Here is a 22,695-nt window from a genome sequence, read left to right as displayed (position 1 = left end):
ATCCGCCATGCTGAGAGTAGAGCTACAAGGCCCCGTGGCGAGGCTGGTGTATCAACGCGGCGAGAGAGAGGCCGTGGCAATTGGGCCGCTCTCCGACCTCCCCACCCTCCTAGGCCTCTTCGTCGCCCAGATGGCGAGGGAGGGCTTCACCCCAGATGAAATATGCCAGGCGGTTAAAGAGGTATTGGAGAAGGTAGGGAAAAAACCCTAGGACCTTACCCGAGTCTCGCCCTGCTTGGGCCTCCTAGCAAGCACAGCAAGCACCGCCGCCCCAACCGCCGCGATTATTACCAGCGCGGCTACCTCAATGGGGAAGCCGGGCTGAGGCGCCGGCGGCGCGGCGGGCGCAGGTGTGGCTGGCGGCGCGGTTACAGTCGGGGACGCCGCGGACGGCGGAGGCGCGGCGGTTGGTTGCGGCGTGGCGATCGGCGTGGTGGTGGTGGCGGGGGCGGGCTGGGTTGTTGTGGCTGTCTGCGTTGCTGGGGCGGTGGTGGCCGTGGGGGTCTGGGTCGGTGTGGCGGTGGGGGTGGTTGTGGCTGGCGGGGTGGCTTGGCCTATCTGTATGGTGGTGGGCTGGCCGCCGGGGGCTAGGATCTGGAGGGCCGTGGGCTTCTGGTAGGTGAATTTGTAGATGTAGACTGGCTTCTCCTCGAAGTAGGAGCCGAGGACTCTCTGGCCGTTGACCAGTAGGAAGGGCACGCCGACGTTGGGATCGTCTGCTGAGATTGTGACGGTCACCAGGTCGCCGGGGGTTGGGCTCCTGGGGAGCACCTTCTCAACCTTGACTGCGGGCGCCGGGGCGTAGTCGCCTATGGCGATCCACACCGGCCTGCCGGAGATCCTAATGGTGTATCTGCTGTACTTGCCCAGGGGGTGTCTCTGCACCTTCACCAGCTGGGCGGAGCCGTTGAGCACCTTCAGCCCCGAGTAGTCGCTCGGGAGGTCGATGGTGATCTCGCCCGGCGCCAGGTCGCTGTCTATGTAGAGCTGAGCCGCCTTGGAGCCCCAGGTCAAGACGGCGAAGTTCTTGTAGGTCCACACCTCTCTGCCGATTTCCACGCGGCCGTCGGGGTAGACGACGTAGGATCTGTAGCCGTGGGAGGTGTCTATGGAGCCGCCGAGGGTCCTCGTGGTGACGAAGTACGTGCCGTTTATCACAATGGTGGAGTTGCCGCTGTGGACGTGGCCGGACATCACCAGCGCCACTCTGTACTTGATGGTCAGCTCTAGGAACTTCTCGTAGGCGGGTCTGTTCTGGAGGTAGCTGGTGTAGACGATGTAGTACTGGCTTCTGCCGGTGGGGTCTCTGTTTAGGCGGTCGACGTCCTGCGGCCCTCTGTATGTCTCCACTATGTAGGAGTCGGCTTTGTAAAACGGCGGGTGGTGCACGAGGACTATCTTCACCTTGTCTGGGTACCTCTTCAACACGTCTTCGTAAAACTTGACGACGGAGTCGGTGAGGTAGCCCTCTAAGCCGCTGTCGAGGCCGATTATTAGGTAGGGCCCGACGACTCTGTACCACACCGGCGGGCCTTGGAACTTCCTGTAGTTTACCAGGGGGTCGTCGCCTGCGTGGTCGTGGTTGCCGGGAATGGCGAATATGGGCTTGGTTGCGGTGGAGGCGTACCTAGCGAAGAGCATGTGGTGCCACGGCTGGCCCCCCACGTCCGCCTGGTCGCCAGTGGCGAAGACCACGTCGAAGGGACCGCCGTTGGCCACTACCATGGCGTGTATGAGGCGGTAAACCGAGGCCATGTCCAGCTCCACTCCCATGTGCTCGTCGGTGATTTGGAGAATCCTAAGCGGCCCCGTGACGTTGCCCACCCAGACAGCCTTCGGCTCGTAGAGCTCCCCGCCGTTTATCACCACGTCGTACAGCCCGAGCGGCGTGTCAGCAGGCACCGCCGCCGTGATTACGTTGCCGGAGGTCTTGAATGTGAGGGCTATGGGCTTGTCTAGCCCAGGCGCCGCCAGCGCCACGCTGTTCACTGCGACCGGCGCGTCGAGGGTGATGTTGAACGTGCCCCCCGGCGTGACGTACGCGGGTACGGCCCACCTGGGATCGACGATGGTGGCCGCCAGGGCCAGGGAGGCGGCGAGGAGGAAAAAGAGGAGTCTCATTACCTCTTCCTAATTGCCAGAGCCGCGGCGGCTATGGCGAATATCAACGCCAGCGCCGTCCCGACGAAAGCCACAGTGCGGGCGTTGGAGGCCTCTGCCATCGCCGCGTTTAGTTGCTGGCTGAGCTGGTCCACCTTCTGGCTCAGCGCAGAGACTTGACTACTCACGGTGTTGATCTGCCCAGCAACGCTCCCTATCTGGTTGCTTAGCTGAGACACAGAATTCTTAAGAGACACCACGTCGCTCTGCACCCCGCCAACGGCGCCTTTCACCGCCGCTACTTCGCTCTTCACAGACTGCAAATCGTCGGACAGAGAGGCCACGTTGCTGGCCAGCTGGGCCAGGGCCTGGCTCTGGGCCACCATGGTGGAGAGCTCTCTGTAGTTGCCTGTGGCCCACAGCATGAGGTTTCTGAAGAACCTCGGCCCCTCTAGCCTCACGCCGTAGTACACAGGGGCTACCATGGGCTCGTAGCCGCCGTAGGGCGTCTCGCCGGAGAGTATCAACACGCTGTTGTTAGGCATAAACTCGACAGCCATTAGGGCAAAGACGCCGCGGTCGCCGGCTTTGTGCGCCTTGCCGTCCCTCCCCTTCTTATCAGCTGAGGTTCTGCTCTCCACTATAACGCCGTTCTCAGTTGTCCTTGCAATTACAAAAATGTTTTTGTAATATTTAGACACCTCCGGGCTAGTAGCCGGCACCCAAGTCCCGTTTGGCAACACAACTGCGATGACTCCGGGCCCGTGGAAGAGGACCCTCTGCGCCATGAAGCCGAGGAACGCCAGCTGAGGCGGCGGATCTACAACGCCGACCACTCTGTAGCTGGCCCTCGCGTTGTGTTTAGAATCCTCCACGGAGACGTAGTCGAGGCGGATGTGGGCGCCGAGGTACTCAGCCACGTCGTTACACGCCGCCTGCGACTCCTCGGAGCCCTGCGCCGGGTAGTCGGAATCGGCGGCGCACCATAGCACCTTCCCTCCGGACTCGAACCACTTCTTCAAAGCCGCCAGCTCTGTGTCTGACAGCGTCTTAGGCGGCTGGCCCAGTATGATAACCTTGAACTGGGACAGATCTACCGTGGAGAGGTCACCACTGATAATTGTAGCCATCTTTGTGGCGTTGAGCCTACTGATTAACGGATCAACGGAGGTCCCCGGCGGCACCAAGATGTAGAGGCTTGCGAAGTCAGAAATCGCCAGCGGGTTCGCCGTGGAGTTTACCCAGAAGTCAAGCCCCTTGGAGGCCTCTCCGTGGGCTAGGTCTACCAAAATAGGCGTGTTTATTTGCTGGGCCGCCGCGAGGGCGGCCACGAGGACCGCCAACAGAAGTTCCGACCGCATAGCACAACTTTCAACCATTTTTAAATGTCTAATTCGTATGAATCCCCGCCAGCTAACATTTAAATAGAGGTAGTAGTTACGCCATGCGAACCGGGTTGGTAGCTGGTGCACTAGCCGCGGTGGCCGTAATCGCCCTGATCGCCCTCTACCTCGCCACCCAGCCCCCCGCAACCCCTCCACCAACTACCACAAGCACCCCCACGACGCCGCCACCTCCAACCACTACGCCGACGGTGACGCCCAGCCCCACGACGACCTCCCAGCCGCCTACCACCACCTCCCCCACAGCCACCACGTCGCCAACCGCCACCACACCAACGACAACCACGACGGCGGCGCCTACCTGCGACAGGCTTGTGGTGGTGACTAGGCACCCCACCGACATCCTCGACGCGGCGAGGACGCTGTTTCTCAAAAGCGACGTGGCGAAGAAGTACGGAATCAAGGACGTGGTTTTTAGGCCCATAGCCGCGGCGCAGTGGAGGCCCCTCATAGAGCAGGGGCAGGCCGACGTGGCGTGGGGCGGAGGCCCCACCCTCTTCGACTCGCTCTATAAAGACGGGCTTCTGCTCCCCCTGGAGGGCGACGAAGTTAAGGCCGCGCTGGCCCAGATACCCAAGACCATCGCGGGTATGCCCATGATGCGGACGGGAGCAGACGGGAAGGTGTACTGGGTGGCCTGGGCCGTCTCCAGCTTCGGCATCACAATAAACACAAAGGTCCTCAAGGCCGCCGGGGTGCCCGAGCCCAAGACGTGGTCGGACCTCGCCTCCTTCGACTACGGCAGGGCCGTGCTGAGGGGGATGCCGGTGACGGGGCTCTCCCGGCTCACCCAGTCCACCAGCAACACGAGGATTGCCGAAATTGTACTACAGGCCTACGGCTGGGACGAGGGGTGGAGGGTGATAACCCTTACGGCGGCTAACGGGAAGATCTTCGGCGGGAGCGAGGCGGTTAGAGACGCCGTAATTGCGGGAGACATAGGGGCGGGCTGGACGATTGACTTCTACGGCTACACTGCCCAGCTTCAGAACCCAGACACGAGGTACGTCATCCCGCCGGACACCTCTGTCAACGGCGACCCGATAGCGGTGGTTAAAAACACCAGGTGCAGAGCCGCCGCCGAGGCCTTCGTGGCGTGGGTGATTACAGACGGCCAGGCCATAGTGTTCGACCCCAGGATTAACAGGATGCCCGTCAACCCCAACGCCTTCAACACGCCGGAGGGCCAGAAGAGGCCCGACCTCAAGTCGATATACGACTACATGCTAAACCTCAAGACGATAGCCTTCAACGACACCCTCGCCCTAGCCGTTGAGAACGTAGTCATGTACTACTTCGACGCCGCCATCACGGACAACGCCGACATCCTCCAGCAGACCTGGGCCAAGCTTGTCAAGGCCTACAGCGAAGGCAAGATAGACAAGGCTAAGGCGGAGGAGCTCGCCAAGAAGCTGGCCCAGCCCGTGACGTTCACAGACCCCGAAACGGGGAAGCCCACCAAGCTGACGCTGGAATACGCCATGAAGATAAACGACAAGTTGACAGACCCCACCTACAGAGACAAGATATACGCCGCGTGGAGAGAAGCCGCCCGCAGACAGTACCAAGAAGTTGCAACCCAAATCCCCTAAATTTCCCCCAACCCTCCTCTTTTTCATCTCGCGGCCACGCCTCACGCTAGCTTGACCCCCCAAAACCGCGGCCTGCGCTGATCGACGCATCACCCCCCCCCCAAGCCTAAGTGGCTGTGCGTAAGGTACTTAAATACCACCACAATTCCCTACGTGGAGTATCTTTCGCTTGCCTTGGACAAGGCTCTTGAAGTGGTGGTGAAGAAGCTGGAAAAAGGCGAAAAACTCAAGCCGGAGGACCTCGCCGTTTTGACAATCGCCGTGGTGAGAGACCTAAACAAGAGAATAGATGAGACCAACAAGAGGATTGACGAGACTAATAGAAGGATTGACGCTGTTGCGGAATATCTAGGCAGGAGAATAGATGAGACGAATAAAAGAATAGACGCTGTGGCTGATTCTCTCGGTAGGAGGATTGATGGGGTTTACCAGCAGATTGGTGAGCTTCAAAAAACTATTGCCGATATGCAGAGGACCATCGCCGAGACTCAGAGGACGGTCGCCGAGATGCAGAAGACTATGCTCGACATGCAGAAGCTCATGGCCGAGATGTATAGGGAGATCGTCCAGCTGAGAAGCGACGTCAGTGAGATAAAGACGAGGCTGGCAAGCCGCTAAGCCGCGGGCGCGGACAGGAGCGGCCGCCCGGATAGGCGCTGGGAACCTGCGCGGCGGTGCCCATGACTATGATCCGTAGCAGATAAGGCTTCCGGCGTTATGCGGTAATAAACGGCGTGGATATTGTCATCTAGCCCTATGACACGGGGTACGCCGGCCAGCAGGTAAGTATGTGGTGGTCCTCGACCCCGCCTTGCATGCCCTCGACCCCTCTGAGGCGCAAGCCAGCTACGTCAGCCTCACGATCTCCCTCAGAGGTTACTGAGTGTCTCCCTTAAATAACGCCACGTTTCCCCAGACATGCCGATTAGAGACCTAAACCTGGGGGTGCGGCGGCGGGCTTCGTGACTAACGGCTCCAGCTTCTTTTGACTATGGCGACATCGGAGACGGGGCAGTGAGGGTGCGGATGACGACGGGGTCTGCTCACACCATTAGGGGCTGGGTGAGCCACACCGCGTCTCTTGTGCGTAGCTACACCTATAAATAAAACTCTCAACGACACGGAGTCCATCTGCCTCTTCTGGGTCGGTAGCCCGCCCGGCTTCGTGAGGCTGGGCAGGTTGGTGAAGCTGGCAAAGAGCGGCGACAGCTACGCCCCGGTCTTCGAGGCGGGGACTCTGCCAAAGCTGACGATTTCCGGCATTAGAGGCGCGGGGGCGTCCGGGCCTTCGACGGGAGATACGTCCACTATCTCTACGGCAACGGCTCCTGCGCGGTCAGACGCCGCGTATATGCGCCAGCTGGCGCGATGTGAGGTACAGCAGATGGCTTGAGGTAGGGGGTAGGGCACGACCGGGTGGTGCGGGCTGAGGATTTGGGAAGCGGCTATATTAACGATGCCGGCCATAGCTTCTGCTTCCGCTTCGAGAGGCCTGGCTACGTGGCTGTGATGCGGCTCTCCCAACGGCACCGCCGCTACGGTGGTAAGCTACACAGACTACGTTGCGATATGGGCGTTGCCGCCTTTTCCAAGACCTACACACGGCCCAACTACACTTCCCCCACCAGGGCGTTCTCCACTGTGATAGTGGTGTAGACACAAACCGTTATCAACACAGCCACGGCCGCCTCCGCACTAGCCGCGGGCACCGCCGTCGGCCGGCTGGCGAGAAGCATGCGCAGAGCCACTTTAGAATTAAAATTTAGAAAGCCCCCTCTATGCGGGCCCCGGCCCCAGCCGCGTTCCGAATCTAGAGTATCCTCAGCTTGAGTTTTTTCACAGCAAGCTCCACCTCTTCCCAGGGTGCCCCCAGCCAGTTGGCCTCCTCTAGGGCTTGACGGGTAACCGCCAAACCGCCGTCGGGCGTCTTGATTATGCGCCTCTGTAGCTCCCACATGAGTCTGTACACCCGGTCCCGCTTTGCCTGGGCTGCCAGCACCGCCGCCTCCAGCGGCGAGCCAGATAGGGTGCGGAGCACGATCTCCGCGATTTTGTTTATCCTGTCGGGGACCCCCACCCTCGAGCCCCTCAGCTCAATTCTGCACCTCTTCTCAACGCCGATCCTCCCGGCGAGGCGGGCAGTGGCCCCCTTAGCCGACCTCTCCTTGTCCACTATACCCCCGATGATAAACTCCACGTGGGACCTCGCCACCTCTTCGGTAAATAGGCAGCCGCCCTCCGGATCTAGGACAACCGGGTTTTCGAAATGAGGCGTGTCTGGGAAGATCCTCATCTTGTGTACCAAGCCGGGGGCGTGACGGCTCAGCAACTGGAGGAACTCACCCGGCGTGTTGGTGAGCCACAGATTGCCGTCCCACAGCACGGCCCTCACCGCCTTGAGCGTGGCTAGGATCTGCTCCACCAGCTCGTTTTTCTCCCCCTCCGTGTGCTCAGCCCACAGAGACAGATCCACCACCACCCTCGGCCTGTCCGGCGGGGCGTAGGGCACCTCCACCACGTCGCCGCACCCCCTAGCCAGCACGTGGCTACACGGCTCCCCGCCCCGACCCCCCAGGAGAGCCACTCCGCCCCACTCCCCCAGCCGCCTCCCCGCCGAGGTTCCCCTGCACACAGCGTAGCGCCCAACCAGCACCCACACAGCCACGCACTGAGGCAGATCCCCCCAGCACTTGAAATGCCTAGGCAAGCACAGCGACTCCACGCCGGACTCCCTCAACACCTTGAAAAAATCAATCCACAGGGGATACACGCCCCCATATCACCTACAGGTTAAAAACCTTAGAAGTATCCCAGCTACCGCCGACTCATTAGTTAAAGTGCCGGCGGAGGGCGATGACTACTGGCAAATACCTAAAATACCGACATCATTACATTATGTGGTAGATATGGCCAGAGGTGCTGAGGGATCTCTGGAAGAGGCGAACCTTAATTACATAGTGGCTCTGTTGTACCTGGCGGGGGGTTGCCTTTCTAGGCTTAAGATACAGAAGGGGCTCTTCATCGCGTCGACGGTGGTGCCTTATCTTTCCAACGTGCTTGTGTTTAGGGAGGGTGGACTAGGGCCGTGGAGCCCCCAGGTAGCGGCCGTACTGAGCAGGCTACGAGCGCTTGGGCTGGTGCAACTGGGCAGAAGATCAGTGTGCCTAAGAGACGCATCTTCGGCAGAGGTTGCCCTTGGAAAGCTACCCGTGTCAGATCGGGAGGGGATAGGCGATGTAGCCGAGCTACTGAGCGTGGCGTCTGACGACGAGGTTTTGCTATATGTCTATGTCCTCCACGGAGGGGACAGATGGCCGGGTATGGAGAGGCGTGTCTCCACACGGCGCACGGAATTGGCGATTTCGTTACTGGCAAAGGGCGCAGTGTCGCTGAGCCTAGCCGCCCGCCTCGCTGGCATGTCTCTCGACGATTTCGTCAAGGAGTTGAGGCGTAGGGGGGTGAAGCCCTTTAGAGCCCACCCCGAGGATATCGAATTTGCCAAAAAGCTGTAAATCTCGACTGGACACGTCTCCGATCGCCTTACCCGGAGAGGCCGGTGCCATTCGTAACCTGCGGTGTCATGACGTAGGAGTTGTCGCACTGCGCGCTGTTATTTAGCCGCTAATGGAGATACGTTGGAGGGGCTTGAAAAAGCGGTTGGGGGTTGGGTTGGCTAGGCCCACCAGTACTTCTCTCTTAGGATCCGGGCGGCTTTTACCATTACTTTGAGCTTCTCGAGGGCGACGTGGCGTGGGAAGGCGCGGTACATGCCGGGGGCGAATCCGCAGTCTGGGTTGAGCCATATCCGCGTGGGGTCGACGTACTTCACTATCCTCTCCACGTGGGCCACCACCTCCTCCACAGTCTCTACGCGCTTGGGATCCCGGACGTCTATGGAGCCGAGGCCTATCTCCTTGTCGCTTGGGAGGATTTTGGCGAACTCCTCGGGGTTGCCCATCCTGGGGTGTTTGTACTCCACGACGTACTGCCTCACCTTTATGTCGAATATCTGGGGGGCCAGCCTCTCGTAGCCCACCACGGGGGACTCCTCTGTGGGCCAGCGGTCGAGGTGCATGCCTAGCCTAACCGAGGAGCCGAAGCCCTTCACCACCTCGTTTGCCAGATCCACCGCCAGCTGGATCTCGTCCCTCAGCCCTCTGTATTTCTGGCCGTAGAGCTCCGAGGCCACCTGCTTGTATCGGTCGGGCTTGTCTGGCTCGGCTTCGATGAGGTCGCCCAGCATGGGCTCGTCTAGCTGGATGAAGGCTACCCCCGCGTCTATCAGCCTGGAGATCTCTCCTCTTAGCACCTTGGCGTAGGCCTCGGCGGCATACTCGGGCTTGGGGTAGTAGGGGGAGGATATCTTGGCGTGCCACGCCTCCCACATAATGAGGTAGGGAGACGGCAGGGTCACCTTGAGTGGCTTCTGCGTAATTTTCTTAGCGTACTGAACCTCGTCCACCGCAATGACGCTCTCCTCTATGTAGCCCGCGATGACTGGGCGCCACAGGGTGAGGGGGGCCTTGTACTTCTTCATAATCTCCTTTGCGTTTGGGTGGAGCTCCTCCACCCTCACGATCTTGAACCCCTTGATCTTCTGCCCGACGAAGGCCACGAAGGAGGTCCTCCTCTGCTCCCCGTCTGTAATCACGTCGAGGCCGGCCTCCTCCTGGTCCTTGATGGCTAGCTTAACCGCGTCGTCTAGGTACTGCGTGAAGGTCTGCTGGTCTAGCTGGCCCTTTTCGAACTTCTCAAACGCCTCTATTAGCCAAGTGGGCCTCGGCCACGACCCAACCACAGACGTTATGAACGTTCTGGGGATAGACATTAAGGCGGGGATAACACATTATTAAAAATTTTGGCCACAGACACAGATTTAAATCCCTCCACAGCCACAGCCATGTCTACTGTTGGGAGGAGGCTGGACAACGTCTACATCGCCGCCTTCGCCAGAACCGCCTTTACGAGGTTTTCAAGGAAGGAGCCGCAGAGAGACGACTTCTGGGATCTGCGGCCTGAGGAGATAGCCGCGGCGCCGGTCAAGGCCCTCCTGGAGAGGACGGGGGTGAAGCCCGAAGACGTAGAGGAGCTTCTCACCGGCTCCGCGCTTCCGGTTGGGGAGCAGTGGCTCTACGGCGGGAGGCACGTGGTCTTCGCCGCCAAGCTACCCTACACAATACCCGCCGCCCACATCGACAGGCAGTGCGCCTCTTCTATAACCACGGTGGGGTACGGCGCGATGGAGGTGGCAACCGGCATGGCCGACTTGGTCATCGCAGGGGGCGTGGAGAAGATGTCTAAAACCCCGATGTACGAAAACCCCCATATAGAGATAAACCCCAAATTCCTAACAGACGAGGAGTACGTGAGGCTCTACAACCTCCCCATTGGCTACGTCATGGGGCTCACCGCGGAGCGGCTTGCCGAGGTCTCCGGCATAAGGCGGGAGGAGATGGACGCCTGGTCGCTGAGGAGCCACAGAAGGGCGGCAGAGGCCTACGAAAAGGGGTACTTCAGAGACGAGATCATCCCCATAGCCGTGGAGAAGGACGGGCAGAAGAAGGTCGTGGATAGAGACCAGGCTGTGAGGCCCGACACGACGCTGGAGGCCCTCGCCAAGCTCCCGCCTGCCTTCAAGCCGGATGGGGTGATAACTGCGGGCAACTCATCGCCGCTTAACTCCGGCGCGGCCTATGTCATGCTGGCCTCCGGGGAGGCTGTTAAGAAGTACGGCCTCCAGCCGCTGGCCAAGGTGAGGGCGGTGGCCTTCGCAGGTGTGCCGCCGGAGGTTATGGGCATGGGGCCGGTCCCCGCGTCGAGGAAGGCGCTTGAGAAGGCGGGGCTCTCCGTGAAGCAGGTGGGCAGGTGGGAGATCAACGAGGCGTTCGCCGTGGTCACGCTCTACGCAATAAAGGAGCTCGGCCTCGACCCGGAGACCGTAAACACGAGGGGAGGCGCCATAGCCATCGGCCACCCCCTGGGGGCCACCGGGGCCAGGATCATAGGGACCTTGGCTAGGCAGATGCAGATAGACGGGGTGGACTACGGCGTGGCCACCCTCTGCGTAGGCGGAGGGCAAGGCGCGGCCATCGTCTTGGAGAGGGTATAAGGGACATATTTTAAATGCACAAGTTTTTTATCGCTCATGCGGGCTCTATTCCTACTTCTCGCACTGGCCGCCTTGGCCCTCTCGGCCACTATTTTGACCAGGGCGGACCAGGCCTCTATAGACGCCGCCCTGCCCCTCTTACAGAGATATCTGCCCGATGTCAAGCTTGTGCCGGCGGATCCCACCCAGTGGAGGGCGTTGATTGACCGCGGTGGCGTGGACTTCCTCTGGGCCGGGGCGCCGGTGCTTTACGAGGCGCTGTATAGAGAGGGGTATCTCGCACCCATGCCCGACGTCCCGGAGCTGAGGCAACTCCCCGAGCGGCTTGGGGGCATCCCGCTGAAGAGGGTGGGGCCCGACGGCAGGGTTTACTACGTGGTGTACGGCCTCCTCGGCTATGTAATAGGCTACAACCCCGAGGCTCTAGGAAAGGCCGGGGCGAGGGCGGTCTGTAGCTGGCGGGGCCTCGCGTCTCCCAACCTCACCAGGTACTATCTAGAGACTGGGGTGAAGCCGTTGGCCATTGCAAGGCCTACCAAGTCCACCTCCTCAGCCGCGATGATGCAGTTGGTCACCGAGATCTACGGGTGGGAGGAGGGGTGGCGCTATCTGGCGTCTATGGCCGCGGTAGCCCGCTTCGTGGACTCCAGCGGCGCCGTTAGGGACGTGGTGAAGAGGGGAGAGGCGCTTTTCGGCCCCATGGTGGACTACTACGTCTTCATAGCTGGGCTCGACTACTGCATACCTACAGACGGCACAGACATACTATTCGACCCCGTGGCGGTGCCCCGCGGCGCCAACATGACTACGGCGGCCCTTTTGACGCGGGTGTTCCTCACCGACATGGAGAAGCGCCTTGTGGATAGGTACATCCTCCCCGGCAACCCCGCCGTGCTGGACTCCCCCGACGTCAACAAGACGAAGGCCGCCGTCTTAAAGAACCACCTGGAGAAGCTCATGGGCGCCAGGGTGCTCGCCGTCCCGCCGGAGAAGAGCGCCTCGTACTACTACTCCTTTATCTACTACTACGAAGCCACCCTGGTGGACCTCCAAGACCTCCTCACAGACGTCTGGACGAGGGCGGTCCAGGCCTACCTCGCGGGGAAGATCACAGAGGCCCAGCTCCGCGACATATGGCGGTTGCTGGGCGCCCCCGTCAACTTCACAGACCCCGACACGGGGGCGAGGAGGACATTTACCTACCAGGTGGCTGTGGAGATAAACGACAAGGTGGGGAGGGACCCCGCGTATAGAGACAAGGTGTATCAGGCGTGGCGCGAGGCGGCGAGGGAGAGGTACCAGAGAGCGGCCCAGCTCCTCGAAAGCTACATGTCAGCGGTTAACACAAAACAAACACAGCCTCAGCAAGTTGCGCAACAGGTCAATACTCAACAAAATACTGCATTGATAATCATAGTGTCTGTACTTGCAGTATTGGCAGTTGTTGTTTTATTTATTAAGAGAATCAGATAGTTTCAAAAAAGAAACACCAAATTTATAAACACTCTACATATTTTACACGTGAGCGTTATTCTCATCGGAGACGTTCCGGGGGAGTATCGAAACGTGTTGCTCAAGCTCGGTTTCGAAATTTCCGAGAAAACCCCCCAGGAGAGAAACGCGGTGCTTCTCTTTTATGAAAACTGCAGAGAGGCGGAGAGGCTCGGCTATGGTTGCCTCACGAAAGACGAGCTGGAGGAGCTCCTAAGCGCTTATCTTTCAGAGGCCCATAGCGTCTAGGAATCGGCGCCACTGGCGATAAGCCTCCAGCATTTTTAACCCCTGGGGAGTTATGCAGAATTCGCCGTTGTGTATAGACACCAGTCCCCGATCCACGAGCTCCTCAATTATCTTCGCCATGCGGTCGTAGGCGAGGTTCGCCTCGGCGGCTATGTGCGTCGGCTTTTTACAGCCTCTGGACAGCACGTTGAGGATGTCAACAACGATCTCAAGCCTACTTCTCCTTTTCCGAGCCATAGGCCACGCCCAGCGCCAGAAACACAGCTGTGAGCAGTCTCGCGGCCACGTCTAAAAATGAGAAGGAGGGCGCCACCAGCGAAACTGCGTAGGAGATGAACGCCAGGGAGATGAAGGGTGGGGTCCCCCTTTCGAAGTTCTTTACCAAGGTGGCGGCGGCTATGTAGAGGGCTAGCACCGTGTTGATAGACCCCAGCAACGCGACGGGCGGCAGTGCGGCGTAGAAAAGCGTCGGAGTCACCGCCACCGCTATCGGCACCAGCGCGGCGAGGCTTAGGAGCTGAATCACAGCCCTCAGCAACGCCTCAATCCTCTTGACGTACCGCATGGGGGCCTCGCCCCAGATGTTGGCGAGGTACATCTCCACCACCGCCTCGAGGAAGAGAGACGCCGCCAAGATAGCCATGCCGAGGGAGTAGAGCGTAAGCCTCCAATCGGCGAGGTTTCTCCACGCCTTGAATATCTTGTAGGCGATGTATATAGCCAGGGCCCCTATTACTATGTCAGGTATGTAGATCATTACTCATACCTCAGGGCGGAGACGATGTCTATCCTCCCCGCCCGGTACGCCGGTAGGAAGGCGCCCACCAGATTTATGGCGATTACCAAAGCCGCGGTTGCCGTGATGAGAAGGGGGTCTAGCTCCAGCGACGTTATGGAGGAGAAGGGTGGGTGGGCGGAGGGGCCGCCCCTCGGCGCCTGCTGTTGCTGTGTGGTGGACATGAAGGGGATGCCGCTCTGGGCGAGCGGGACTAGGAGGGCCATGCCCACTGCGACGCCTATCGCGGCTATTATCAACGCCTCCATTAGAAACATCCCCATTACATGCCTCTTCTTGAAGCCGATGGCTCTGAGGATCCCAATTTCCTTGGTTCTCTGCACGACGCTTATAGACATGGTGTCGTAGAGCCACAGCGCCGTTATGACCGTGCTGACCCCCGCGATTAGGCCGAGGAAGAGCTGGAAGGAGGTTAGGAAGCTGTTTATAGTCTGCAACACCGCCTGCGGCGAAATTACATCTACGTTGGGGAAGCTGGCTCTGACCTCGTTGGCCACGGCGTCTGCCAGAGAGGGGTCTCTTAGGAAGAGCATCACCGTGCTGTAGCTCGTGATGCCGGTGGTCTGTCGGAACGCGGAGAGGTCCATAACCACGCCCCGGGACGTGTCTATGAAGCCAAGCATCCCGGACGCTAGTATGCCGGAGACCACCGCCGACTGGGCCCTCCTCCCCAGCGTCAGCGAGATGGGGGACCCCACGGACGCCCTCTGCTGGCCGGTGGATCTGTCAAAGGCTACGAAGTACCCCACCAGCACTAGATTAGACGCCACGACGAGCTCCCCGTCGTAAAGCGCAGTCTCTGGGAGGAGCCGTCTAACCAGCGCCGGATCGACGCCGTATACAGTCGCCGGGATCTGCCCAGAGGCGCCAGGTATCCTCACGACCCCCCGGGCCGCCGCGATGGGCACCGCCAGCTCCACACCATCAATCCTAGAGAGGGCATCTACATCGGCGTCTGTGAACTGCCCCCCGGTGACGTACAGGACATTTGTCTGGAAGTTTGAGGTGAAGTAGCGCGTGGTGTAGTCCTTGAAGGTCTGCCCCAGCAATAGAGCGTAGCTCAGCGCCGTAAAGGCTATGACTACCCCCACGATGGCGCCGATGGTGCGGCCCCTCCTTTCCCACAGCGCTTTCCAAGCTAGCCGAGCCACTTCACTCATCATACGCTGGAGATCTCCACGTAGTATAAAAACAAAATTCACAACTGGTGAGTTTAGCTTTTTATATACTGTAAATTGAGCCGCCATGAAAAGCAAACACCCAATATTAGCCATCGCCACAATAGCTCTCGCCACTGTGGCTTACAGCCAAGCAATAGTTGGCATCACCCCAGCCGTCGATTATCTGTGGCTAGGCGCCAAGTGGAGCCAAATCCCCAGATACCCCGGCGACGTCGGAGTGATCTCCCTCTCCTACTACCTATCTAGTCAATACGTCGACGTGTCTGTATACATCGATCCCAAATGCCCCTACTTGACTCCTCTCGAAACCGCGCGGCTACCCTCCGCCGGACCTGGGGTTGTTACCGTGAACCTTAGAGTATTGGTAAACGCGCTGAATGTCACTTGTCCCATAAACGCGGTGTTTGACGCCGCATACAAGGTCGTGGGATCCGCCTTAACCGACGGCATGGAAAAGGTGGAGTACGACTCGGTTTACATACCCCCGTATCCCACCGCGGAAATCTCCACGAGAGGTGTGGCGTACATAGGCATCCCCAGCCAGCTGACGCTGGTAATTAAAAGCCCCTACGCCCTCACAGCCTCCGTCGCCGTCCAAGGCCAGGGTGCGAGGATCCTCTACCCCACGGGTCTGTACCGGATAAATGGCACCTACGCCGAGGTGCCCGTCGTGGCCATAGCCGACGGCCCCGCCGCAAGCCTCGTGGTAGCCATGCAGGCGAGGGACTGGCTGGGCAACCCCGTGGCGCTGAGCTACACGGTACCCATCGCCGCGGCCCCCGCCCCGCCGCCTGTTCTCTACATCAGCCCCACCACCCTATACATAAATAGGTTCAACAAGGTCAACGTCACGATCCAGCTTCCGGTAAACGCCGACGGGGTTGCGGTAGTGTCCGCGGCGGGCGCGGCGGCGCCGCAGTCCAGCTTCACAGTCCAGATCAGGGGCGGGAGGGGGAGCGCCCAGATCGACGTCTATCCCATGGCCAGCGTGGTCACCTTCACGGCACAGATCACCTACCAGACCCTCGGCGTGTCAAAGACAGAGCAGATAACCGCCACAGCCGCCACGCAACAGTCCGCGGGCGGCGCGGCGCGTGTGGAGGTGAGGCCCTCTAGGCTCATCTCCGGCGTAACCAACAACGTGACTCTAGCCGTCGCCGCGCCGGGGCCCTTCAACGCGTCTGTATCTGTCTCAAACGTAGCGGTTGACAAGCCCCAGCCCTACTACTTCGGCGGCGTGGGTAAGGCGGCGGCGAGCCTCCTGGTGACCCCACTGTCAAACCAGCCGGTCGTTATATCAGTCACAGTGTACCACAGTGCCGGTGTTGACCAGTACACAGTAAACCTCCCCGTAACCTCCTCTAGCATATTCACCGTCTTGCCCACGCCCTCCATTGTCAAGTCCGGCGGCAACCGCACCGTCGTCTTGACGGTTATCAACAGCGGTGACGTCGTGGTGCAGAAAGCCGTGGTCACGGTCTCCCCCGCCTCTGGCAACATACTCGCCTCCACGTACACCTTCCAGATAGGCCGCCTTGCCCCCCTCGACAGCGTACAGCTTCCTGTATCCTTCATAATCCCAGCCACCTACAGCGGCTCCGTGGCCCTGACCTACAACATAATATACACCACAGAGCTTGGCACCACAAGCACCGCCCAGGGCACCATATACCTACAGGCTCTGCAGACGCCGGCGGTAAACATCACAAACATCTCCGTAGTCCCCACTACGCCGGAGCCCAGGAGGACCTTTTACATCTCGATAACAGTGGTAAACAAGGGCTTCACCCCCGTCACCAACCTTCAGGTAGAGGCGAGGGTGCCTAGGGGTATCAGGCCCGTGACGTCGCCCATATACTTCGCCGGCCAGCTGGACCCCCAGCAGACCACCACAATACCCCTCAGCTTCAACGCCACGGCGCCCGGCCAGTACCAGATAGACCTCGCCGTCTCCTACACAGATCAATACGGCAACTACTACACAATCCCCACCACCCTCACCATAACGGTGGCCAACGGCTCGCGGTTCTCCGCCGCCTTCCCACGGACGGGGGCCCCCGGCGCGGCGCAACAGCAGAGCGGCGCCAACACGCCGTGGGTATACGCCCTGGCGCCAGTACTCGCGGCGGCGGTGGCCGGAGCTATTTTCTATATGAGGAGACGTAGGACTTTAAAAAGTTGAGGAACTCCGTAGCCTCCTCTTCTGTGAAGTAGGCAACCCCCAGCCTTTTAGCCAGCTCCCTATCCCCGACAACCACGACAAACTTGCCCGAGATGTCCCCCACGCCGTTTTTAGCAGAAGCCACCTCGACGCCCTCGATTCCGAGCTCCCTCCACTCCCGCGGCACATCTCCTTTAAATACGACAAGGAGAGACATGGCGCACGAAACACATCAATATTTAAACTTTACTTGGCCAATCCTGAACTACAATGTAAGGCCGCGAGTCTTCACTGCTCAGACTCGCCCTCGGCAGTCACAAATCCTCACCTTACCCACGAGGTGGTGTTTTAAGCATTTAACCAGCCGCACTTCTCTAGATGTGCCTATCTACTCGTGGCCCCGCCCCCTCTACAAGCCGGATGAGGGGTTGCTAGGGGAGCCCAACGTCAAGGAGTCGACCTATGCCCGGCGCGAGGGCGGCGCGGTTGTGTGCACCCTATGCCACAGGAGGTGCAGACTTAGCCACGGCGCCGTGGGGGCCTGCGGTATGCGTTTCAACCTCGGGGGGAGGCTATACACGGTGGCCTACGGCCTCTTGACCGCCGCCGAGTCTAGGCCGATGGAAATCAAGCCCCTCTACCACTTCTACCCAGGAACCTCCGCCCTAACGATCAGCACCTGGGGGTGCAACTTCCCATGCGCGTGGTGCCAGAACTGGCACATATCGAAAAGGGCGATCCCCCGCGGCGTCTACGTGCCGCCGGAGAAGGTGGTGGAGTGGGCTTTGGAAAACGGCGACTCGGGGGTCAACATCAGCTTCAACGAGCCCACCCTCCTCGCCGAGTACGCCGAGGATCTCTTCAAGCTCGCCACTGCCAGGGGGCTACACGCCTCTATAAACACCAACGGCTACCTAACCGAGGAGGCCGTGGAGAGGCTTGCTGCAGCCGGGATGGCGGCGATGAACGTAGATCTGAAGGGGGGCCGCGGGACGTATTGGAGGTGGCTGGCCGCGGATTTAGACAAGCTTCTCAAAACCGCCCGCCGCGCCAAGTCGCTGGGCGTCCACGTGGAGTTCACATACCTCGTGATCCCCGGAGTTAACGACGGGGATGCGGAGGAGGTGCTGGAGGTAGCCGCCTCCTTTGGGAGGGAGACGCCTCTTCACATCACCGCCTACCACCCAGCCCACATGCTCACAAACCCCCCGACACCCCCCGATCTTGTGGACGCCCTCTGGCGCCGCGCCAGGAGGGAGCTGGATTTTGTATACGTCGGCAACATACCGGGCCACCCCGGCCAGCACACCTACTGCCCCAACTGCGGCTACCCGGTGATAAAACGGGCGGGTGATCGGGCTGTCAAGATAGAGCTAAGTGGCGGCAAGTGTCCGAGGTGCGGCCGGGAGTTGCCCATAGTGGGGAGGCCGGGGCGCTACGGCAAGCTGTACAGATCCTTCATATAGTGCGTCGGGGAGATACTAATATAAGGGGGCTCTTATCTCTACATGGATTTGTGGGCCGCCTTGTTTCACACAGCAGTCGCCGTGTTGATCACCGCGGCGGGCTTCGCGGTTGGGAGGGTTTTGAAATTTCTACTGGCGAGGGTGCTGGGTAGGCTGGGTTTCAACGACTGGTTCCGCAACCTAAACATCGGGAGGGCTCTGTTGCGGTCGGGCTACACCGCGGGGGAGTTCTTCGGATCTGTCGTAGCTTGGCTCATCTACATCGCCTCTATACTAATCGCCGTGGCCTACCTTGCCTACAGCGCGGGTAACATGGACGTATACAACTGGGTTATCCACGTCTTGGTGGTCTACCTATTCGGATTTGTGAAGTTCTTCATCATTTCAATCATTGGCTTCATCCTTGTCGACGGCTTCGTGGAGTATATCTACAAAGGCTCCTTTTCCGAGAGCCGCCTGGCGATTGGGCCCGTCGCTGAGTACATCCGCATAATCCTCTACCTCGTCGTCATCACCTTCGCCCTGGAGCAGGGCGGGATAAGCGTAGCTACCCTCACGGCGATGCTCACCCCCATAACCTGGGGGCTTGTGGCGGCTCTCATCGCCACCGCGGTGCTGGAGGCTTTGAAAAAGAAATGAACTTTGTTGTTGTTGCCCCCCAAAGCTCCCACTGGGAGGATTCCCACAGAGCGGCGGCGATACTAGTCAAGGCTCTGCGCCGGATAGGCCACGAGGCTTGGCTGGTGACGAGCGTCTACCACGATGGCGAGCCGGCTGTGGACCCCGATGTGGTGGAGAAGAGCGAGGAGGGCTTCGTCGAGGTGGAGAGAGACGTCTCGGGAGTCCCCACCATCCGGGTCCTCAGCGCTAAGTCTATGCTCCCGCCGGGCGCGGTGACGTTGAGAAGCTTCTCCAAAATCCTCGCCGCAATAGATAGAAGACGCGGCGTAGACGCCGTGGTGGTTTTCTCAAGCTTCTGGAACGGCCCGGAGGAGGCGGCTAAGTGGGTAACCATAAAAAAGATGCTGGCCCAGTCGGGGGAGGCGGAGAAGCCGCCGGCCCTCGTCTACGTCCCCGTATACCCCACAGGTGCCCACGGCGCCAGCCCCGTGGAGGCGGTCTCTAGGAGTATATGGTCCACCCTAAACCTCCCCCAAGTCCTCAGACAGGCGGCGGCTGTTGTAGTGAGCTGTAGAGAGGAGGCGGAGGCTATTAGGCAATTCCGCGTCCCCGCGGACAGAGTTATAGAGGGGAAGTGGTGGATTGACCCGGACTACCCGGAGGCCCTCGCCGCCGGGAGGCCGCCCCTTCTAGAGGGTTTTGAGCTGGTGGTGTCCTACGCCGGTCCGCTTACAGAGGAGAAAAACGTCAAGGCTCTGGCTAGGCTTGCCGAGAGGATGCCCCAAGCGGCCGTGGCTGTTGTGGGCCGGGGGGATGCAGTAGCGTGGCTCCGGAGGGAGGCCGCGAGGAGGAGAAACCTCGTCTTGGTGGAGGACCCCTCGGCTGTTGCCTCAGTGGCCAGGGGCTCCCTACTGGGGGTGGATCTATCCCTCCACGAGCCCATGGGTATTCGGGCGCTGGAGTACCTCTACGCCGGGACGCCGTACGCCGCGTCCCCCACCTCAAGAGCCGCCTGCCATATCACAGACGGCGTCGACGGCGCAAGGCTGAGAAACCCCGAGGACCTAGAGGGCGTCGCCCGACTCGTCTCCACGCTGGCTAAGAAGCCGGAGCTGAGGGAGGAGATGGGGAGGCACGGGAGAAGGAAGACAGAAAACTTGCTCGCCACTACACTCGCCGAGACACTCGTAGCTAGGCTGAGGTAGCCGCCGCCTTTCTCAAGCTGTGGAGAAGCTCCCTAAGCCGCTTGTACGTCGGGACGTAGAACCTCGCCGCCGTGTCGCCCCTCCCCACCTTCACAGTATACGCCTCCCCGGGCGCCGCCTTGAACATGTCCTCGTCCGTGGCGTCGTCCCCCGCCACGAGGACAAAGTCGGGGCGCAGTTGCTCAATTAGCCACCTAGCCACCGCGCCTTTGCTCACGCCGGCCGGCCTCACCTCAACCACCTTACTCCCCCTCAGCACCACCGCGGGGGCGCCCTCCAGGAGGCCGGACAGCGCCTCCAAAAGCCTCTGCGCCGCCTGCTCGCCCACTTCCGGTTCCACATTTCTATAGTGCCAAACCACGGCGGTTTCCTTCTCCTCAACATATGAGCCCGGCGTCCTCAATGCGTATTCCTCCATTACCCTCTTCACAGCTGTTTTCCACCCAGTGTCTACTGGGTAGAACTGGCGCCATCCCCCGCCGGGCTCTTTGACAAAAGCTCCGTGCTCCGCCACGAGGTACAGGGGGAGCGCCCCCAGCCACGCCTCGAGAAACTCCCTCGGCCTCCCGCTCACCACCGCCACAGCCGTCCCCGGCAGAGAGGCGAGATCTCTGAGGAGGGAGAGGAGGGCCCCGTCGGGGACGGCTTGATAGGCGTATGGGTAGTGCGGCACCAGCGTCCCGTCGTAGTCCAAGATGAGGAGCCTCTTCCCAGCCCGTCTGAAGGCCTCCGCAACCTGCGCCGCGGCTCCGCCGTCGAGGAGAGCCGCGGTCGCCGAGGCGGCGGCCTCTCTAGCCTCGCCGTACGCCTCCACCGTCGCTTTTATGAAGTCCACAGCCCACTTCACCACGTCGTTTTGCCTAATCCTCTCCTGCATCGCCCTCAGCCTCCTGCACTGCTCCTCAGGCTCCATGGAGAGGGCCCTCGCTATGGCCTCCACCATGGCGCTCTCGTCATTGGGATTGACAATAAGGGCCTCCACAAGCTCGTGAGCCGCCCCTGCCGTCTCGCTGAGAATGAGGACCCCCCGGCAGTCCCTCCTAGAAGCCACGTACTCCTTCGACACGAGGTTCATCCCGTCTCTCAGCGGGGTGATGAGGGCGACGTCAGCCACGTTGTAGAGGGCGTGTAGGGTGGGCGTCGGGATGAACCGGGAGATGTAGATAATGGGCACCCAGTCCACCTCTCCCAGCTCTCCGTTGATCCTCCCCACCTCCCTTTCGATCTCCCTCTTCATCGCGTCGTACTGCGGAACGCCAGTTCTCGACGGCACCACCACCAGCACGAAGGTTGCCCTCCTGCGCCACTCCGGGTGCTCGCGGAGGAAGCGCTCCCACGCCCTTACCCTGTTGATAACCCCCTTGGTGTAGTCCAGCCTGTCGATGGAGAAGACTATCTTCAGCCCCCTCAGCCTCTGCCTCAGCTCCTCCGCTGCCGTCTGCACATCGGGGCTGAGGGCCGAGTTGTGAAACATCTCGAAATTTATACCGATGGGGAAGGCCCCCACCCTCACCCTCCTGCGGCCCACGTGGACCACACCCACCTCCACTCTATACCCCAGAAACTTGGCGACAGACCGCAGAAAGTTGTTCACGTATTCGTGGATGTGGAAGCCCACTAAATCAGAGGCTAGGACGCCCTCTAGGATCGAGGTCCTCCACTGCGGCGGCATGAGTTGGAGAATCTCCGGAGGGGGGAAGGGTATGTGTAGAAAGAACCCCACCGCCAGGTCGGGGACGGCCTCTCTGAGCATCGCCGGGAGGAGCATCAGGTGGTAGTCGTGCACCCACACCAAATCGCCGGGCTCAGCCATAGACGCCACCGCCTCTGCAAACCTCTGCTGAACCCTCACATACGCCTCCCAGAAGCGCCTCTCGAAAACGGTGTACACCGTAAAGCTGTGGAACAACGGCCACAGCGTCGAGTTGCAGAAGCCCTCGTAGAAAAGCGAAACATCCTCCTCTGAGAGAGGCACAGGAAGGAGCCCCCTCTCCCGAAGCCTAGCCCTAACCTCCTCCCCCTCCACCTCAGCCCTCAACCCAGACCACCCAACCCACACCACCTCCCTAAAGCCTAGCCCCCTCCCGCCGTCCGTCGCCTCGAGAAAAGACTTCATCGCCGTCGCGAGGCCGCCCACCGACTCCCTAATCTCAACCCCGCCATCCCTCCTCACCACCGTCACAGGCAACCTGTTAGACACGATAAAAAGCCTCACAGCCAGAGAAGCGAAAGGAAATAAATTAGTTACCCACCCACACCACAACCGCCGCCCAGCCCTCCCACAGACGTCAAACGGCGTATGCCGCAGAGATCCCCAGCCC

The 22,695-nt window shown here is 60.4% G+C and carries 23 protein-coding genes; 12 read left to right on the top strand and 11 right to left on the bottom strand.

The window, feature by feature from the left end:
• The first annotated feature begins 7 nt into the window (after positions 1–7).
• Complete coding sequence (locus tag P186_RS03945; RefSeq protein WP_014288113.1) at positions 8–211, top strand: hypothetical protein; 204 nt, start codon at positions 8–10, stop codon at positions 209–211.
• Here P186_RS03945 and P186_RS03940 read toward each other — a convergent pair.
• The 3 genes from P186_RS03940 to P186_RS14235 form a co-directional block, all read right to left on the bottom strand.
• Entirely contained in the window at positions 208–2,121 is a 1,914-nt protein-coding gene (locus P186_RS03940) for a metallophosphoesterase family protein (RefSeq protein WP_014288112.1), read from the bottom strand. The genes P186_RS03945 and P186_RS03940 overlap by 4 nt on opposite strands.
• Entirely contained in the window at positions 2,121–3,461 is a 1,341-nt protein-coding gene (locus P186_RS03935) for an ABC transporter (protein WP_148682698.1), read from the bottom strand. Before P186_RS03935 ends, P186_RS03940 begins: the two co-directional genes overlap by 1 nt.
• 145 nt (positions 3,462–3,606) lie before the next feature.
• Positions 3,607–3,840 (bottom strand): hypothetical protein, encoded by a 234-nt coding sequence (locus tag P186_RS14235; protein WP_014288110.1) that lies wholly within the window; start codon positions 3,838–3,840, stop codon positions 3,607–3,609.
• Between P186_RS14235 and P186_RS03930 the strand changes: the two genes are divergently transcribed.
• The 3 genes from P186_RS03930 to P186_RS03920 all read left to right on the top strand — a co-directional run bounded on the left by P186_RS03930 (position 3,824) and on the right by P186_RS03920 (position 6,488).
• Complete coding sequence (locus P186_RS03930; RefSeq protein ID WP_014288109.1) at positions 3,824–5,095, top strand: ABC transporter substrate-binding protein; 1,272 nt, start codon at positions 3,824–3,826, stop codon at positions 5,093–5,095. The two genes, P186_RS14235 and P186_RS03930, sit on opposite strands and share 17 nt — an antisense overlap.
• 153 nt (positions 5,096–5,248) lie before the next feature.
• Positions 5,249–5,713 (top strand): hypothetical protein, encoded by a 465-nt coding sequence (locus tag P186_RS03925; protein ID WP_014288108.1) that lies wholly within the window; start codon positions 5,249–5,251, stop codon positions 5,711–5,713.
• Between the two features lie 463 nt (positions 5,714–6,176).
• Positions 6,177–6,488 carry a hypothetical protein gene (locus tag P186_RS03920; protein ID WP_014288107.1) on the top strand — a complete coding sequence of 104 codons (312 nt, stop codon included), beginning with the start codon at positions 6,177–6,179 and terminating at the stop codon, positions 6,486–6,488.
• Positions 6,489–6,705: 217 nt separating this feature from the next.
• On the opposite strand, the gene P186_RS14550 is transcribed toward P186_RS03920, so the two are convergent.
• On the bottom strand, positions 6,706–6,831 hold the full coding sequence (locus P186_RS14550) for a hypothetical protein (RefSeq protein WP_257719877.1): 126 nt from the start codon (positions 6,829–6,831) through the stop codon (positions 6,706–6,708).
• 74 nt (positions 6,832–6,905) lie between these two features.
• Positions 6,906–7,865 carry a tRNA (adenine(9)-N1)-methyltransferase Trm10 gene (gene trm10, locus P186_RS03915; protein ID WP_014288105.1) on the bottom strand — a complete coding sequence of 320 codons (960 nt, stop codon included), beginning with the start codon at positions 7,863–7,865 and terminating at the stop codon, positions 6,906–6,908.
• Between the two features lie 136 nt (positions 7,866–8,001).
• On the opposite strand from trm10, the gene P186_RS03910 reads away from it, so the two are divergent.
• Complete coding sequence (locus P186_RS03910; protein WP_014288104.1) at positions 8,002–8,607, top strand: UPF0175 family protein; 606 nt, start codon at positions 8,002–8,004, stop codon at positions 8,605–8,607.
• A gap of 161 nt (positions 8,608–8,768) precedes the next feature.
• Here P186_RS03910 and P186_RS03905 read toward each other — a convergent pair whose 3' ends face one another.
• Entirely contained in the window at positions 8,769–9,923 is a 1,155-nt protein-coding gene (locus P186_RS03905) for a cobalamin-independent methionine synthase II family protein (RefSeq protein WP_014288103.1), read from the bottom strand.
• Between the two features lie 72 nt (positions 9,924–9,995).
• Between P186_RS03905 and P186_RS03900 the strand changes: the two genes are divergently transcribed.
• The 3 genes from P186_RS03900 to P186_RS03890 are packed head-to-tail and all read left to right on the top strand — an operon-like array spanning position 9,996 to position 12,944.
• A complete protein-coding gene (locus P186_RS03900; RefSeq protein ID WP_148682696.1) occupies positions 9,996–11,204 on the top strand; it encodes an acetyl-CoA C-acetyltransferase in 1,209 nt (402 codons plus the stop codon).
• A gap of 36 nt (positions 11,205–11,240) precedes the next feature.
• On the top strand, positions 11,241–12,677 hold the full coding sequence (locus tag P186_RS03895; protein WP_014288101.1) for an ABC transporter substrate-binding protein: 1,437 nt from the start codon (positions 11,241–11,243) through the stop codon (positions 12,675–12,677).
• Between the two features lie 48 nt (positions 12,678–12,725).
• Positions 12,726–12,944: a hypothetical protein gene (locus tag P186_RS03890; protein WP_148682695.1), complete on the top strand. Its 219-nt coding sequence runs from the start codon at positions 12,726–12,728 to the stop codon at positions 12,942–12,944.
• On the opposite strand, the gene P186_RS03885 is transcribed toward P186_RS03890, so the two are convergent.
• From P186_RS03885 to P186_RS03875, 3 genes are read right to left on the bottom strand one after another with little or no spacing between them, the layout of a single operon-like run.
• A complete protein-coding gene (locus P186_RS03885) occupies positions 12,924–13,181 on the bottom strand; it encodes an Sso10a family chromatin protein (protein WP_014288099.1) in 258 nt (85 codons plus the stop codon). The two genes, P186_RS03890 and P186_RS03885, sit on opposite strands and share 21 nt — an antisense overlap.
• On the bottom strand, positions 13,159–13,701 hold the full coding sequence (locus P186_RS03880; protein ID WP_014288098.1) for a hypothetical protein: 543 nt from the start codon (positions 13,699–13,701) through the stop codon (positions 13,159–13,161). The genes P186_RS03885 and P186_RS03880 overlap by 23 nt, the downstream gene beginning before the upstream one ends.
• The gene (locus P186_RS03875; RefSeq protein ID WP_148683150.1) at positions 13,701–14,903 is read right to left on the bottom strand and encodes an ABC transporter permease; all 1,203 of its coding nucleotides are present in this window, start codon (positions 14,901–14,903) and stop codon (positions 13,701–13,703) included. The genes P186_RS03880 and P186_RS03875 overlap by 1 nt, the downstream gene beginning before the upstream one ends.
• An 82-nt stretch (positions 14,904–14,985) precedes the next feature.
• Here P186_RS03875 and P186_RS03870 point away from each other — a divergent pair, with 82 nt between their 5' ends.
• Complete coding sequence (locus tag P186_RS03870) at positions 14,986–17,103, top strand: COG1361 family protein (protein ID WP_014288096.1); 2,118 nt, start codon at positions 14,986–14,988, stop codon at positions 17,101–17,103.
• Here P186_RS03870 and P186_RS03865 read toward each other — a convergent pair.
• Positions 17,063–17,299 (bottom strand): hypothetical protein, encoded by a 237-nt coding sequence (locus tag P186_RS03865; protein WP_148682694.1) that lies wholly within the window; start codon positions 17,297–17,299, stop codon positions 17,063–17,065. The two genes, P186_RS03870 and P186_RS03865, sit on opposite strands and share 41 nt — an antisense overlap.
• Before the next feature lie 163 nt (positions 17,300–17,462).
• On the opposite strand from P186_RS03865, the gene P186_RS03860 reads away from it, so the two are divergent.
• From P186_RS03860 to P186_RS03850, 3 genes are read left to right on the top strand one after another with little or no spacing between them, the layout of a single operon-like run.
• Complete coding sequence (locus tag P186_RS03860) at positions 17,463–18,548, top strand: radical SAM protein (RefSeq protein WP_014288095.1); 1,086 nt, start codon at positions 17,463–17,465, stop codon at positions 18,546–18,548.
• Positions 18,549–18,590: 42 nt separating this feature from the next.
• Positions 18,591–19,187, top strand: coding sequence for a hypothetical protein (locus tag P186_RS03855; protein WP_014288094.1), 597 nt, complete (start codon positions 18,591–18,593; stop codon positions 19,185–19,187).
• Positions 19,184–20,374 carry a glycosyltransferase gene (locus tag P186_RS03850; RefSeq protein WP_014288093.1) on the top strand — a complete coding sequence of 397 codons (1,191 nt, stop codon included), beginning with the start codon at positions 19,184–19,186 and terminating at the stop codon, positions 20,372–20,374. The genes P186_RS03855 and P186_RS03850 overlap by 4 nt, the downstream gene beginning before the upstream one ends.
• Here P186_RS03850 and P186_RS03845 read toward each other — a convergent pair.
• On the bottom strand, positions 20,361–22,589 hold the full coding sequence (locus tag P186_RS03845; protein WP_014288092.1) for a bifunctional alpha,alpha-trehalose-phosphate synthase (UDP-forming)/trehalose-phosphatase: 2,229 nt from the start codon (positions 22,587–22,589) through the stop codon (positions 20,361–20,363). The genes P186_RS03850 and P186_RS03845 overlap by 14 nt on opposite strands.
• Between the last annotated feature and the right edge of the window lie 106 nt (positions 22,590–22,695).

Source organism: Pyrobaculum ferrireducens, from assembly GCF_000234805.1.
GTDB lineage: Archaea > Thermoproteota > Thermoprotei > Thermoproteales > Thermoproteaceae > Pyrobaculum > Pyrobaculum ferrireducens.
The sequence above is the reverse complement of the archived record's forward strand: the minus strand, read 5'-3'. Positions and strand labels throughout refer to the sequence as shown.